Origin of the sequence: Pseudomonas sp. YL2 (assembly GCF_023063025.1) — a bacterium.
GTDB lineage: Bacteria > Pseudomonadota > Gammaproteobacteria > Pseudomonadales > Pseudomonadaceae > Aquipseudomonas > Aquipseudomonas putida_A.
Genome location: NZ_JAJSLU010000011.1, coordinates 134118 through 149019, shown reverse-complemented (window position 1 = coordinate 149019; position 14902 = coordinate 134118). Strand labels below are relative to the sequence as shown.

General features: G+C 59.9%; 13 protein-coding genes. 11 read left to right on the top strand and 2 right to left on the bottom strand.

Annotated elements, in window-relative coordinates; all coding sequences use genetic code 11:
- The first annotated feature begins 182 nt into the window (after positions 1-182).
- From aroQ to LVD08_RS17075, 10 genes are all read left to right on the top strand, one after another.
- Positions 183-635: a type II 3-dehydroquinate dehydratase gene (aroQ, locus tag LVD08_RS17120; RefSeq protein WP_025111759.1), complete on the top strand. Its 453-nt coding sequence runs from the start codon at positions 183-185 to the stop codon at positions 633-635.
- Between the two features lie 48 nt (positions 636-683).
- Positions 684-1145, top strand: coding sequence for an acetyl-CoA carboxylase biotin carboxyl carrier protein (accB, locus tag LVD08_RS17115; protein ID WP_027613594.1), 462 nt, complete (start codon positions 684-686; stop codon positions 1143-1145).
- A 17-nt stretch (positions 1146-1162) separates the two neighbouring features.
- Complete coding sequence (accC, locus tag LVD08_RS17110; protein ID WP_027613593.1) at positions 1163-2521, top strand: acetyl-CoA carboxylase biotin carboxylase subunit; 1359 nt, start codon at positions 1163-1165, stop codon at positions 2519-2521.
- Positions 2522-2776: 255 nt separating this feature from the next.
- Positions 2777-3655 carry a 50S ribosomal protein L11 methyltransferase gene (prmA, locus tag LVD08_RS17105; protein ID WP_027613592.1) on the top strand — a complete coding sequence of 293 codons (879 nt, stop codon included), beginning with the start codon at positions 2777-2779 and terminating at the stop codon, positions 3653-3655.
- Between the two features lie 30 nt (positions 3656-3685).
- Positions 3686-4960: a DUF3426 domain-containing protein gene (locus LVD08_RS17100; RefSeq protein WP_247268730.1), complete on the top strand. Its 1275-nt coding sequence runs from the start codon at positions 3686-3688 to the stop codon at positions 4958-4960.
- A gap of 185 nt (positions 4961-5145) precedes the next feature.
- Positions 5146-6156 carry a tRNA dihydrouridine synthase DusB gene (gene dusB, locus LVD08_RS17095; protein ID WP_007961945.1) on the top strand — a complete coding sequence of 337 codons (1011 nt, stop codon included), beginning with the start codon at positions 5146-5148 and terminating at the stop codon, positions 6154-6156.
- Positions 6153-6473 carry a DNA-binding transcriptional regulator Fis gene (fis, locus tag LVD08_RS17090; protein ID WP_003221275.1) on the top strand — a complete coding sequence of 107 codons (321 nt, stop codon included), beginning with the start codon at positions 6153-6155 and terminating at the stop codon, positions 6471-6473. Before dusB ends, fis begins: the two co-directional genes overlap by 4 nt.
- An 82-nt stretch (positions 6474-6555) precedes the next feature.
- Positions 6556-8163 (top strand): bifunctional phosphoribosylaminoimidazolecarboxamide formyltransferase/IMP cyclohydrolase, encoded by a 1608-nt coding sequence (gene purH, locus LVD08_RS17085; RefSeq protein ID WP_247268729.1) that lies wholly within the window; start codon positions 6556-6558, stop codon positions 8161-8163.
- Positions 8164-8311: 148 nt separating this feature from the next.
- Positions 8312-9607 (top strand): phosphoribosylamine--glycine ligase, encoded by a 1296-nt coding sequence (gene purD, locus LVD08_RS17080; protein ID WP_027613589.1) that lies wholly within the window; start codon positions 8312-8314, stop codon positions 9605-9607.
- A 99-nt stretch (positions 9608-9706) separates the two neighbouring features.
- Positions 9707-12481: a hybrid sensor histidine kinase/response regulator gene (locus LVD08_RS17075; protein WP_247268728.1), complete on the top strand. Its 2775-nt coding sequence runs from the start codon at positions 9707-9709 to the stop codon at positions 12479-12481.
- 10 nt (positions 12482-12491) lie between these two features.
- On the opposite strand, the gene LVD08_RS17070 is transcribed toward LVD08_RS17075, so the two are convergent.
- The gene (locus tag LVD08_RS17070) at positions 12492-13220 is read right to left on the bottom strand and encodes a hypothetical protein (RefSeq protein ID WP_247268727.1); all 729 of its coding nucleotides are present in this window, start codon (positions 13218-13220) and stop codon (positions 12492-12494) included.
- Positions 13221-13277: 57 nt separating this feature from the next.
- A complete protein-coding gene (locus LVD08_RS17065) occupies positions 13278-14081 on the bottom strand; it encodes a hypothetical protein (protein ID WP_247268726.1) in 804 nt (267 codons plus the stop codon).
- A gap of 216 nt (positions 14082-14297) precedes the next feature.
- Between LVD08_RS17065 and LVD08_RS17060 the strand changes: the two genes are divergently transcribed.
- Positions 14298-14894 (top strand): MarC family protein, encoded by a 597-nt coding sequence (locus LVD08_RS17060; protein WP_007961956.1) that lies wholly within the window; start codon positions 14298-14300, stop codon positions 14892-14894.
- The last annotated feature ends 8 nt before the right edge of the window (positions 14895-14902 follow it).

Sequence of the window (14902 nt, the reverse complement as noted above, 5' to 3'; positions counted from 1 at the left end):
AGCCTGCTCGCGAAGGCGTCAGCACGTTCACTACAAGTGACCGGATCAAATCACTCAGTCATAAATTTCGCGCAAACATCGGTCATCGTGCTGGCTATTGCAGAGAACTGGACAGTCACAAAGCCTTTGCGGCATAGTCGCCGGGTTCTGACGACTGCTCATTCATAACAAGGAACACGCAGATGGCGACGCTACTGGTGCTGCACGGCCCCAACCTGAACCTGCTCGGCACCCGCGAACCGGGCACCTATGGGTCAACGACCCTGGCGCAGATCAATCAGGATCTGGAGCGCCGCGCCCGTGAAGCCGGCCATCATCTGCTGCACCTGCAAAGCAATGCCGAGTACGAATTGATCGACCGCATCCACGCCGCTCGCGGTGAGGGTGTCGATTTCATTCTGATCAATCCAGCAGCATTTACACACACAAGTGTCGCATTACGTGACGCGCTGCTGGGAGTGAGCATCCCATTCATCGAAGTGCATTTGTCCAACGTGCACAAGCGCGAACCTTTCCGCCATCACTCTTACTTCTCCGATGTAGCGGTGGGAGTGATCTGCGGCCTTGGCGCCAGCGGTTACCGACTGGCCCTGGAGGCCGCACTAGAACAGCTTGAAACACAGGCAACGACTTGAACCACAAGCGTTAAACGCCCCTGACCGACCCTTGGGAGTTGATGATTCATGGATATCCGTAAAGTTAAGAAACTGATCGAATTGCTGGAAGAGTCCGGCATCGACGAGCTCGAGATCAAGGAAGGCGAAGAGTCCGTACGCATCAGCCGTCACAGCAAGACCCCGGCTCAGCAGTACTACGCTCCGGCGCCGATGCAGGCTCCGGCCGCTGCACCTGCCGCCGCTGCTCCAGTAGCTGCTGCCGCTCCGGCTGCCGCTGCTGCTCCTGCACTGAACGGCACCGTGGCCCGCTCGCCGATGGTAGGCACCTTCTACCGTAAATCTTCGCCAACCTCGCCAGCCTTCGTTGAAGTCGGCCAGACCGTGAAGAAAGGCGACACCCTGTGCATCGTCGAAGCCATGAAGATGATGAACCACATCGAAGCTGAAACCAGCGGTGTGATCGAATCCATCCTCGTCGAAGACGGCCAGCCGGTTGAGTACGACCAACCGCTGTTCACCATCGTTTGAACTGCGGAGAGCCTTTGATGACTGCGAAGTTGGAAAAAGTTCTGATCGCTAACCGCGGTGAGATCGCCCTGCGGATTCTGCGTGCCTGCAAAGAGATGGGCATCAAGACCGTCGCCGTTTACTCCAAGGCCGACAAAGAGCTGATGCACCTGGGTCTGGCAGACGAGTCCGTCTGCATCGGCCCGGCTTCTGCCGCTCAGTCCTACCTGCACATCCCGGCCATCATCGCTGCCGCTGAAGTGACTGGCGCTACCGCCATTCACCCAGGCTACGGTTTCCTCGCGGAAAACGCCGATTTTGCCGAGCAGGTCGAGAATTCCGGCTTCGCCTTCATCGGCCCGAAAGCCGAAACCATTCGCCTGATGGGCGACAAGGTATCGGCCAAGCACGCGATGATCGAAGCAGGCGTGCCTACCGTTCCAGGTTCCGACGGCCCGCTGCCGGAAGACGAAGAAACGGCGCTGCGCATCGGTCGTGAAGTCGGCTACCCGGTGATCATCAAGGCCGCAGGCGGCGGTGGTGGTCGCGGCATGCGAGTGGTGCACAAGGAAGAAGACCTGATCGCCTCGGCGAAACTGACCCGCTCCGAAGCTGGCGCGGCGTTCGGCAACCCGATGGTTTATCTGGAAAAATTCCTGACCAACCCGCGTCACGTCGAAGTTCAGGTACTGTCCGACGGCCAGGGTCACGCCATCCATCTGGGCGACCGCGATTGCTCGCTGCAACGCCGTCACCAGAAGGTTCTCGAAGAAGCGCCGGCACCGGGCATCGACGAGCAGGCGCGCCAGGAAGTTCTGGCTCGCTGCGTCAAGGCGTGCATCGACATCGGCTACCGTGGCGCCGGCACGTTCGAGTTCCTGTACGAGAACGGTCGTTTCTACTTCATCGAAATGAACACCCGTGTTCAGGTGGAGCACCCGGTTTCGGAAATGGTCACCGGTATCGACATCGTCAAGGAGATGCTCAGCATCGCCGCTGGCAACAAGCTGTCGTTCACGCAGGATGACGTGGTGATCCGCGGTCACTCGCTGGAGTGCCGGATCAACGCTGAAGACCCGAAAACTTTCATGCCGAGCCCGGGCACGGTCAAGCATTTCCACGCCCCGGGCGGCAACGGCGTTCGCGTCGATTCGCACCTGTACAGCGGTTATGCAGTTCCGCCGAACTACGACTCGCTGATCGGCAAGCTGATCACTTACGGCGCCACCCGCGACGAAGCCATGGCGCGCATGCGTAATGCCCTGGACGAGATCGTGGTTGACGGGATCAAGACCAACATCCCGCTGCACCGTGAACTGACCCGCGACGAAGGCTTCTGCAAAGGGGGTGTGAACATTCACTACCTCGAGCACAAGCTGGCTGGCGAGAAGCACTAAGCTTCAGCCCGCACCTGACAAAGCCGCCTTCGGGCGGCTTTGTTGTTTCTACAGCTTTCAAATCCCCTGTGGGAGCGGGCTTGCTCGCGAAAGCGGTGCATCAAATACATTTATTTGTCTGGCACACCGCCTTCGCGAGCAAGCCCGCTCCCACAGGGTGCAATGCAGCTCCCACAAACCCTGCGCGCTCGCGTAAACTTGCGCGCTTCTCGCTGGCCGCTAGGCTGCAATCATATTTTTTCAAAGGTGCCCGCCATGCCTTGGCTGCAAGTACGTCTCGCCATCAGCCCGGAACAAGCCGAAACCTACGAAGACGCTTTCCTTGAAGTCGGCGCCGTTTCGGTGACCTTCATGGACGCCGAAGATCAGCCGATCTTCGAGCCGGAACTCAACACCACCCCACTGTGGGCGCACACGCATCTGCTGGCCCTGTTCGAGGGCGGCACCGAGCCTGCGCCGGTGCTCGCGCATCTGGAACTGCTGACCGGCAGTCCGCTGCCCGAGCATCACAGCGAAGTCATCGAAGACCAGGACTGGGAACGCAGCTGGATGGACGGCTTCCAGCCAATGCGTTTCGGTCAGCGCCTGTGGATCGTGCCGAGCTGGCACGCCGCGCCCGAGCCTGACGCGGTCAATCTGTTGCTGGATCCGGGCCTGGCGTTCGGCACCGGCACCCACCCGACCACCGCCCTGTGCCTGGAATGGCTCGACGGTCAGGACCTGAAAGACTGCAACGTCCTGGACTTCGGCTGCGGCTCGGGAATTCTGGCGATCGCCGCCCTGCTGCTCGGCGCGAAAGAAGCCGTCGGCACCGACATCGACGTGCAGGCGCTGGAAGCCTCGCGCGACAACGCCGGGCGCAACAACATCGCCGATGAGCTGTTCCCGCTGTACCTGCCGGAAGATCTGCCGCAGGTCAAAGCCGACGTGCTGGTGGCCAACATTCTGGCCGGCCCGCTGGTTTCCCTGGCGCCGCAGCTGTCCGGCCTGGTGAAAACCGGCGGTCGTCTGGCACTGTCAGGCATCCTCGCCGAACAAGGTGAAGAAGTCGCTGCCGCCTATGCGCAGGACTTTGATCTGGACCCGATCGCCAATCGCGATGGCTGGGTGCGTATCACCGGCCGTCGGCGCTAGAATGACCGCCTGCATAAACCGGATCGCCGCATGACCGACAGCTTCGTCACCCAGTGCCCGCATTGCCAAACCAGCTTCCGCGTCAGCCATGCTCAGTTGAGCGTGGCCCGCGGGGTGGTTCGCTGTGGCTCCTGCCTGCAAGTGTTCAACGCCGCCAAACAGCTGCTGGAACAACACGCCGGCAAGGAAGCGGTCACTCCGGTGGCGCCGTCCATTGTCCAGCCAGCACCGTCTCAGGCGGTGGTCAGCGAGCCGCCGCCAGTGGTCGAAGCACCCGTCAATGACGAACCGCCCGCGCCGCGCGCCATCAGCCAAAAGCAATGGAGCGCCAGCGAGCTGGACCTGGACAGCCTCGATCTGGACGAAGAACTCGCCCGCCTCGAACAACGGGAAATCCAGCCGACCACCGAATTCGGTCGTCAGCGCGAGGAGTCCCTGAGCGCCCGCCGCGACAGCCCTGAAGCCGATGAAACGGAGTGGCGCGACAGCCTGTTCAGCGCACGCGACGATGAACGTCTGCCCGAGCCCGAAGATGACGTCGAGCCAGATGCCGTCGAACCGGAACCGGTAAACACCGCGCGCACCGAGCCTTCCCTGTCGCTGGAGCCGGTGGATCTGGACGATGAACCGCCGATCCCGCAACTGCGCCTGCACGACCCGATCGATCCGAATGCCCGTCGTGAACGCCTGTCGGCCAACGTCGAGCCGGACGATGACGAGTTGCCATCGGTCGAACCGCTGCGCAAAAAACGTCAACGTGCCGAAGTGTTGCAGGACCTGACCGACGACCCGCTGCAACTGGACTGGCAGAAACGCCGCTCGCCCTGGGGCCGGCGTCTGCTCTGGGGTTTGCTGGTGCTGCTCGCCGCCGCCGGTCTGGCCGGCCAGTACATCGCCTATCACTTCGATGAACTGGCGCGACAGGATCAGTACCGCCCATGGTTTCAGCAGTTCTGCCCGCAGATCGGCTGCACGGTGCCGTCCAAGGTCGACATCGGCAAAATCAAAAGCAGCAATCTGGTAGTGCGCAGCCATCCGGAATTCAGCGGGGCGCTGGTGGTGGATGCGATCATCTACAACCGCGCGACGTTCTCCCAGCCATTTCCGTTGCTGGAGCTACGCTTCGCTGACCTCAACGGTCATCTGATCGCCAGTCGTCGCTTCAAACCCGGCGAATACCTCAACGGCGACCTTGAGGGCATGGCGGAAATGCCGCCGCAGACGCCGATCCACATCGCGCTGGATATCCTTGATCCAGGCCCCAAAGCGGTGAATTACAGCCTGAGTTTCCACTCGCCCGAGTGAGTCGCTTCATCGCTTCAGGTTTGACGGCAGTTTTCTGACTTCGCCCGCGCTTACCAAACCGCTGGTAATAACAGAATAACTGTTCAGATTTTGTTCAATTCAGCCTTTATCCAGTCATCGAGAGCGGGTATCATGCCAACCCTTTTTCGAACTCTCATGATCCGGCCCCACTTCAGGGAAGTCCTATGTCGGCGGTACGCATCGGCCCATATACATTGCAGAACGGTTTGATTCTCGCCCCGATGGCGGGCGTCACCGACCAGCCCTTTCGTCAGCTGTGCAAGCGTTTGGGCGCAGGGCTTGTAGTCTCGGAAATGGTCACCAGTGACATGAGCCTGTGGAATACCCGCAAGTCGCGCATGCGCATGATCCACGAAGGCGATCCCGAGCCACGCTCGGTGCAGATTGCCGGTGGCGATGCGCAGATGCTGGCGGACGCGGCACGGGCCAACGTCGAACTGGGCGCACAGATTATTGATATCAACATGGGTTGCCCGGCAAAGAAGGTCTGCAACAAGGCCGCCGGCTCCGCGTTATTGAAAGACGAAGCACTGGTGACCGAGATCCTGCAGGCTGTCGTCGCTGCAGTGGATGTGCCGGTGACCCTGAAGATCCGCACCGGATGGGATCGCGACAACAAGAACGGCCTGACTGTGGCGAAGATCGCCGAGCAGGCCGGGATCACCGCGCTGGCCGTGCATGGCCGCACGCGCGCCGATCTGTACACCGGCGAAGCCGAGTACGACACGATTGCCGCGATCAAGCAGGCGGTGTCGATCCCGGTGTTTGCCAATGGCGATATCGATTCGCCGGAAAAGGCCCGTTACGTGCTTGACGCGACCGGTGCCGATGGCCTGCTGATAGGCCGGGCTGCCCAGGGGCGGCCATGGATTTTTCGCGAGATCGAACACTTCCTGCGTACCGGCGAGAAATTGCCGGCGCCGGAGCTGAGCGAAGTGGAACGCATCCTGCTGGAGCATCTGGCCGCACTTCACGCCTTCTATGGGGATGTGATGGGCGTGCGTATTGCCCGCAAGCATGTGGGCTGGTATCTCGCAACCTTGCCGGGCGCCAGGGAGTTTCGCGCCCACTTCAATCGTTTGGATGGTACGGAAACACAATGCGCCAACGTTCGGGAGTTCTTCGCCGAGCGTTACAAGAGCCTGACAGGGGACGAAGAAGGGGTGGCCGCATGACGATGATGACCGAGACTTTAGTGAGTGGAACAGCACCCGTGAGCGACAACGTGAATTTGAAACAGCACCTCAATACCCCGAGCGAAGAAGGTCAGACCCTTCGCGGGAGTGTCGAGAAGGCGCTGCACAATTATTTCGCCCACCTTGAGGGCGCGTCCGTCACGGATGTGTACAACCTGGTGCTCTCCGAAGTCGAGGCTCCCCTGCTCGAAAGCGTGATGAACTACGTCAAGGGCAACCAGACCAAGGCCAGCGAGCTGCTCGGACTCAACCGCGGCACGCTGCGCAAGAAACTCAAGCAGTACGATCTGCTGTAAGCATTCAATCAAACCAGAAAGGCGCCCGCGTAAAACCGGTCGCCTTTTTTGCTGACTTCCTTTGCTTTTGATGGAAATTGAGATGACCGACCAGACTACCCGCCTGCCGATCCGCCGCGCCTTGATCAGCGTTTCCGACAAGACCGGGATCCTCGAATTCGCCAAGGAGCTTGAAGCCCTCGGCGTCGAGATCCTCTCCACCGGCGGGACGTTCAAGCTGCTGCGCGACAACGGTGTTGCCGCAGTGGAAGTCGCGGATTACACCGGTTTCGCGGAAATGATGGACGGTCGGGTGAAAACCCTGCACCCGAAAATCCACGGCGGGATCCTCGGTCGTCGCGGTATCGACGATGCAATCATGAACGAGCACGGCATCAAGCCGATCGACCTGGTTGCGGTCAACCTGTACCCGTTCGAAGCCACCATCAACAAGCCCGGCTGCGACCTGCCGACTGCGATCGAGAACATCGACATTGGTGGCCCGACCATGGTTCGTTCGGCAGCGAAAAACCATAAAGACGTGGCGATCGTGGTGAATGCCAGCGATTACGCCAACGTTCTGCAAAACCTCAAGGCCGGTGGCCTGACCTACGCTCAGCGTTTCGACCTGATGCTCAAGGCCTTCGAACACACCGCCGCCTACGACGGCATGATCGCCAACTACATGGGCACCGTGAATCAGGCTGCCGACGTGCTGAGCACCGAAGGCCGCAGCGAATTCCCGCGCACCTTCAACAGCCAGTTCATCAAGGCTCAGGAAATGCGCTACGGCGAGAACCCGCACCAGAGCGCGGCGTTCTACGTGGAAGCCAAGCCTGCCGAAGTCGGCATCGCCACCGCGACCCAACTGCAAGGCAAAGAACTGTCGTACAACAACGTGGCCGACACCGACGCCGCGCTGGAATGCGTGAAGAGCTTCGTCAAGCCGGCCTGCGTGATCGTCAAGCACGCCAACCCGTGCGGCGTGGCCGTGAGCCCGGACGCCGAGGGCGGCATCCGTCAGGCCTACGAACTGGCCTACGCCACCGACACCGAGTCGGCCTTCGGCGGCATCATCGCCTTCAACCGTGAACTGGATGCCGAGACCGCCAAGGCGATCGTCGAGCGTCAGTTCGTGGAAGTGATCATTGCTCCAAGCGTCAGCGCAGAAGCTCGCGCCATCGTCGCCGCCAAAGCCAACGTGCGCCTGCTGGCCTGCGGCGAGTGGTCGGCGGACCGCGCTCCGGCCTGGGACTACAAGCGCGTCAACGGTGGCCTGCTGGTGCAGAGCCGCGACATCGGCATGATCGGCGCCGACGACCTGAAAGTGGTGACCAAGCGTGCACCGACCGAACAGGAGATCCACGACCTGATCTTCGCCTGGAAAGTCGCCAAGTACGTTAAGTCCAACGCCATCGTCTACGCCAAGAACCGTCAGACCATCGGTGTCGGCGCCGGCCAGATGAGCCGCGTAAACTCCGCGCGTATCGCCGCGATCAAGGCTGAGCACGCCGGTCTGCAAGTGGCCGGTTCGGTGATGGCCTCGGACGCGTTCTTCCCGTTCCGCGACGGTCTGGACAACGCGGCCAAGGTCGGTATCACTGCGGTGATCCAGCCGGGCGGCTCGATGCGTGATGCTGAAGTGATCGCTGCAGCCGACGAGGCTGGCATCGCCATGGTCTTTACGGGCATGCGCCACTTCCGTCACTGATACAACTCGATCCAAATGTGGGAGCGGGCTTGCTCGCGAATGCAATCTGTCAGCAACAGCCGTTTTGCCTGACACACCGCTTTCGCGAGCAAGCCCGCTCCCACATAAAGCGCTCCAGTAGCGCCTGACAGAATTTGAGGTTCTTGAAATGAATGTTTTGATCATTGGCAGCGGTGGCCGTGAACACGCCCTGGCCTGGAAAGTGGCTCAGGATCCGCGCGTGCAGAAGGTTTTCGTCGCGCCGGGCAACGCCGGTACCGCGATTGAAGCCAAGTGCGAAAACGTCGCCATCGACGTGCTGGCCCTTGAGCAACTGGCCGACTTCGCCGAGAAAAACGTTTCCCTGACCATCGTCGGCCCGGAAGTGCCGCTGGTGGCAGGCGTGGTCGATCTGTTCCGCTCCCGTGGCCTGGACTGCTTCGGCCCGACCGCCGGCGCTGCACAGCTGGAAGGCTCGAAAGCCTTCACCAAGGATTTCCTCGCGCGCCACAAGATCCCGACCGCCGACTACCAGAACTTCACCGAGATCGAGCCGGCCCTGGCTTACCTGCGTGAAAAAGGCGCACCGATCGTGATCAAGGCCGATGGCCTGGCCGCCGGTAAAGGCGTGATCGTTGCCATGACCCTGGCCGAAGCCGAAGACGCCGTGCGCGACATGCTCGCCGGCAACGCCTTCGGCGACGCCGGTTCGCGCGTGGTGATCGAAGAATTCCTCGACGGCGAAGAAGCCTCGTTCATCGTCATGGTCGACGGCAAGAACGTCCTGCCGATGGCCACCAGCCAGGACCACAAACGTGTTGGCGACGGCGACAGCGGCCCGAACACCGGCGGCATGGGTGCCTACTCCCCTGCCCCGGTGGTCACCGCCGACGTGCACCAGCGCGTGATGGATCAGGTGATCTGGCCGACCGTGCGCGGCATGGCCGAAGAAGGCAACGTCTACACCGGCTTCCTGTACGCCGGTCTGATGATCGACAAGGCCGGCAACCCGAAAGTCATCGAATTCAACTGCCGCTTCGGTGACCCGGAAACCCAACCGGTGATGCTGCGTCTGCAATCGAGCCTGGTGCTGCTGGTCGAAGCCGCTCTGGCGCAAGCGCTGGACAAGGTTGAAGCGCAGTGGGATCCACGTCCGAGCGTCGGCATCGTGCTGGCCGCCGGCGGCTACCCGGGCGACTACGCCAAGGGCGCGGTGATCAACGGTCTGGACACAGCCGCAGGCCTGGAAGGCAAAGTCTTCCACGCCGGTACGGCGCTGAAGGATGGCAACGTGGTAACGGCCGGTGGTCGCGTACTCTGCGCCACCGCCATGGGCGCCAGCGTCAGCGAAGCGCAGCAGCAAGCCTACAAGCTGGCCGCCGCCATCGACTGGGAAGGCTGCTTCTACCGCAAGGACATTGGCTACCGCGCCATTGCCCGTGAACGTGGCGAAACCCAGGAATAAGCTGTCCTTCACGTCCGGCGCGGGATGCAGTCCCTCGCCGGGCTGTTCCGCCGCCGCGCATCGTTATATTCTGGCATCAACCTACGAAGGGATTTCGCCGTGCGCTGGCTCAGGATTGCCATAAGTTTCACCGTCACGTTGCTGACCTTGCTCTGCATGCTCCCGGCCCAGGCCGCGCAAGGCAGTGGCTGGTCGGTATTGCTTGACGATCAGGGTAATCTGCAACTGAGCGACATCCGCTCGGCGCGCTACACCAATCAATTCAGCCCTATCGAACTTGATCGCCTTACGGCGGCCGAGCCCGATGGCGCACTCTGGCTGCGTTTCAAACTGGCACCGGGCAAGCACGAGCAGGTGCTGCGGATCTTCGCTCCCGACCTGTCCAACCTCAGTCTCTACGTGCTGGACGGCGACAAGCTGATCGAGCAACGCACTTCCGGCACCCAGCAGCCACAGGTCGAGCGGCCACTGCCGAGCAGCGACTTCCTGTTGCCGCTGCCGCAAAGCGACAAGTCCCTCGACGTTTATCTGCGGATGGTTTCCGACCATCAACTGCGCCCGCACATCACCCTGCAATCGGCGGTGATGAGTGCCGCCAACCAGAACCAGACGCTGATCTTCGGTCTGCTGTTCGGCTGTCTCGGCATGTTGCTGCTGCACAACATCGTGCGCTACGCCTACTCCCGCTCGCGCAGCAGCCTGTGGCTGGCGGTCTGCGAAGGCCTGCTGGGCCTGAGCCTGTTGCTGTTGCTCAACCTCGCCGGCCCGTGGTTGCCGAACTGGCACGCGATCCAGACCCCGGGCGCCTATCTGGCGTTGCTGCTGACCGCCCCAGCCGGGCTGATGTTCGCCCTGCGCTTCTTCGCCCCACTCGGCCCGCACCCGCTGAACAAACTATTGCTGGGCGACATTCTGTTCATCGTGATCTGCAGCCTGCTGCTGTTATTCGTCAACACCCTGCCGCTGAACATCATCACCTACGCGCTGGTGGCGCTGGCCGGTCTGAGCATGTTGCTGGTCGGCGTCTATCACTGGCAGAAGGGCTACCGTCCGGCGCGGCTGTTCGTTGCCGGGATGGTAGTGTTCAACATCGGCACGCTGATTATTTTGCCGGCCCTGCTGGGGCTGACCCTGGTGGCGCCGCAAGGCCTGATCATGACCCTGATGGGTTTCATCTGCATCAGTGGCTTGCTGATGAGCATCGCCTTGGGTGAACGCCAGCGCAGCATCACCGAAAGCCGGTTCAGCATCAGCCGCGACCTTGCCGCGAGCAATGCCGAGATCAACGCCAAGGCCGAGTTCCTGGCCAAGATCAGCCACGAGATCCGCACCCCGATGAACGGTGTGCTGGGCATGACCGAACTGCTGCTGGGTACGCCACTGTCGGTCAAGCAACGCGATTACGTGCAAACCATCCACAGCGCCGGCAACGAACTGCTGACGTTGATCAACGAGATTCTCGACATCTCCAAGCTCGAATCCGGACAGATCGAACTGGACGATGTGCAGTTCGACCTCAACGCGCTGATCGACGACTGCCTGAGCATCTACCGGGCCAAGGCCGAACAGCAGAACGTCGAGCTGATCAGCTTCATCCAGCCGCAAGTGCCGCGCGTGATCAGCGGCGACCCGACCCGCCTGCGCCAGACCCTGCTGAGCCTGCTGGAAAACGCCCTGAAGAAAACCGACGAAGGCGAAGTGCTGATCGTCGTCGCCCTCGACGAACGCAGCGTCAAACCGCGCCTGCGCATCGCCGTGCAGGACAGTGGTCAGCCGATGGAACCGGAGGAGCGCGATGCGCTGATGCACGCCGAACTGCACAGCAAACACTTCCTCTCGGCCAACCGTCTGGGTGGCAACCTCGGGCTGGTGATTGCGCGGCAACTGATCCGCCTGATGCACGGCGAGTTCGGGATCAAGAGCGGCGCCAATCAGGGCAGCACCTTGTGGCTGACCCTGCCACTGGACCCGGATCGTCTGGAACACCCGACCTCCGACCTCGACGGCCCGTTGCAAGGTGCGCGCGTGCTGGTGGTGGACGACAACGATACCTGCCGCAAAGTGCTGGTGCAGCAATGCAGCGCCTGGGGTCTGAACGTCAGCGCCGTGCCATCGGGCAAGGAAGCGCTGGCGCTGCTGCGCACCAAGGCGCACCTGCGCGACTATTTCGATGTGGTGCTGCTGGACCAGAACATGCCCGGCATGACCGGCATGCAACTGGCGGCCAAGATCAAGGAAGACCCGAGCCTCAATCATGACATCCTGTTGATCATGCTCACCGGCATCAGCAACGCGCCGAGCAAGATCATCGCGCGCAACTCCGGGATCAAACGCATCCTCGCCAAACCGGTGGCCGGCTATACGCTCAAGACCACGCTGGCCGACGAGTTGAACCAGCGCAATAAAGGTCAGGTGGTGTTCCAGCCGCAAGTGGTCACTCCCGCGACGGCGGCCAAGGTGCCGAGCGATTTCCGCATTCTGGTCGCCGAAGACAACACGATTTCGACCAAAGTGATTCGCGGCATGCTCGGTAAACTCAATCTGCAACCGGACACCGCCAGCAACGGCGAAGAAGCCCTGCAGGCGATGAAGGCTCAGCGTTACGACCTGGTGCTGATGGACTGCGAAATGCCGATCCTCGATGGCTTCTCGGCGACCCAGCAGCTACGGGCGTGGGAGGTCAGCAATCAGCGTATACGCACGCCGATTGTCGCGCTGACCGCGCACATCCTCGCCGAACACAAGGAACGCGCGCGTCAGGCCGGGATGGATGGCCACATGGCCAAACCGGTGGAGCTGTCGCAACTGCGCGAGCTGATCGAACACTGGGTAGCCCAGCGCGATCAGCACAACCGTACGGCTTCGACGTTCTGAAAGCAATCCGCTACGAACGTGCCTCGACTGATGGCGTGTTCATGCAGGTTTCACCGCGCAGGGTCAACGTTGCGACATTACCCTGAATCCTGTCTTTGAGCTTCAGAGCCATTTGATGCCTTATAGGCGCATACAACGTTTCCGACAGACTTGCCTGGACGTAACGGCTGCTGATCGGGCCTTGCACCTCTTCAGCCCGATAACAGTAAGGCAACGGGTTGGAGCTCAGTCGTCGATCAGTTTTGAACTCTATACATACACAGCTGAACGAAGTGGGTGTTGGTGCGACGATTACGAGCAAACGAACATCCATCACAGGCGGCGTCGTGTGGGTTGGCTGATCTTCGGGCACTTGTTGCATATACTTGCGCAATAAACTGATCGCCGGGTTGAGCTGCGTTTCGTTGACCATTTGCGATAACACTTCGGCGGTCACTCTCTCTTTATCGACTTCCAGCCGAGACATCGCCGAAACAGCCCACTGAACTGTCGATTCGGCGCTATCTGAAGATATATCAAATTCGTCGCGCGCTTTGGCAGACCACATCCAGACACCACCCAAAACTTCAATATAGGTGTCATACCAACTAGTACCCGGAGTTGATTTCACTCTTTTACTTGCGGCCAGCTGCGCATACAACAACGCATTCACTACATCATCATAAGCAATGACTTCTATCGCCGAAGGCACTATCAAGACTGCGCCCCCTACAATCAACACCGAATGATCACAGTTCATTTCAACACCTCGATAGAGAAAGGACAGCCAACAAATGACCGCCCTTCCCTGCATTCATCAGATATCGTAATCAAGCGTCTCAGTAGCGTAAGCCACAATTTTGGATGCAATGAGCTGCCGAGTAGCTTCAGCCAGGGTTTCGTTCTTTTCGAACGCCGTCTCACCACGATACAGACCGACGTTACGAACATCCGTATCGACGAACAATACTTTGGTCGACGAATTTCCACGTGTAAATCGTACGGTGCCAATGGCAAAGATGTTCGTGCCGTTCACATCAATACACGAGCCTACGGTCACGCCACCGACACCTTGATTCAGAATGTTGCGCTCATAAAGCGTCAACGCGGTATCGCGTTTTTGCAGAGCGGCAATTGCATCACCTGCGGTTTTCAGCATTAATGCAGTGGACGGCCCCGGTACCGTGAGACCTGTGACTATCGAGGCGAGGATCTCCAACACCAACTTGTCCATGCGCACGCTGGTTCCCGAGACATTCAGATTGTTGTAGTACATGCTGAGGCTCATCCAACCCGCTTGCCCCATAACCTTACAGAACTGCGCATACCATTCTTTGCCTTGGTGCTCTAGTGGAAACATTTTGGTTGCAACAAGCGATGCATAGTGATAAGCATTCTGCGCATCTTTCCTGTTTTGGTCAGTAAGATTACCACTAAAGGTAATCAGCCCGTCCCTCACGACCGAAGCCGTGGCAGGAACTTCGACTTCATCTGCCGCAGAAAAAAAACCACGCGCCCTGGAAACAACTGGCACGCCCAGATCGTAACAGTCCAGCGCCTCTACACAGGCATCAATATAGGCTTCACTAAATACATTACTCACAAGAAATTCCTTATACATTAAAACAAGCTCCTCATGAACTTGCCGAGACCAAACAATAATCAACTATCACCCCACCGACAAACTTAAACATGTAACTTCATTTACAGAGAACAAATAAGCAAAAACCATAATCCCTCACACAAAACAAACAACACGCACCTTTAAAACCTGTCCCACAACCAACAGATCGACTGATAAACTCCGGCTCACCCCCTCGGAATGCGAGCGCAAACCATGCTCCACGTGTTATTCAGCGTTTACCTGAAGATGCTGGTGCTCTACAGCCCGTTCTTCGTGTTGTCCTGCTTCATCAGCCTGACCCGTGGCTACTCGCGCAAGGAACAGCGGCGCCTGGCCTGGAAAGTGGCGATTGCCACCCTGGTGTCCAGCGTCCTTTTGTATCTGTTCGGAAGGGTGATTTTCGATGTATTCGGGATCACTGCGGACGCATTCCGCATCGGTGCCGGCAGCGTGCTGTTCATTTCGGCGTTGGGCATGGCCCAAGGCAAGCCTGTGGTGCAGAGTGACAACGTGCAACAGGACGTGACGATCGTCCCGCTGACCATCCCGCTGACCGTCGGCCCGGGCACCATCGGCGCCCTGCTGGTGATGGGCGTCAGCCAACCACACTGGGACGACAAACTGACCGCGATCATGAGCATCACTCTGGCCAGTTTCACCGTAGGGGTGGTGCTGTATCTGTCCAATCACATTGAACGGGTTCTCGGTGATCAGGGCCTGCAGATCGTCAGCCGGCTGATGGGCCTTTTCGTTTGCGCACTGGCGGCGCAAATCATCTTTACCGGGATCAAGGGCTACCTGGTGTCCTGAACGAAAAA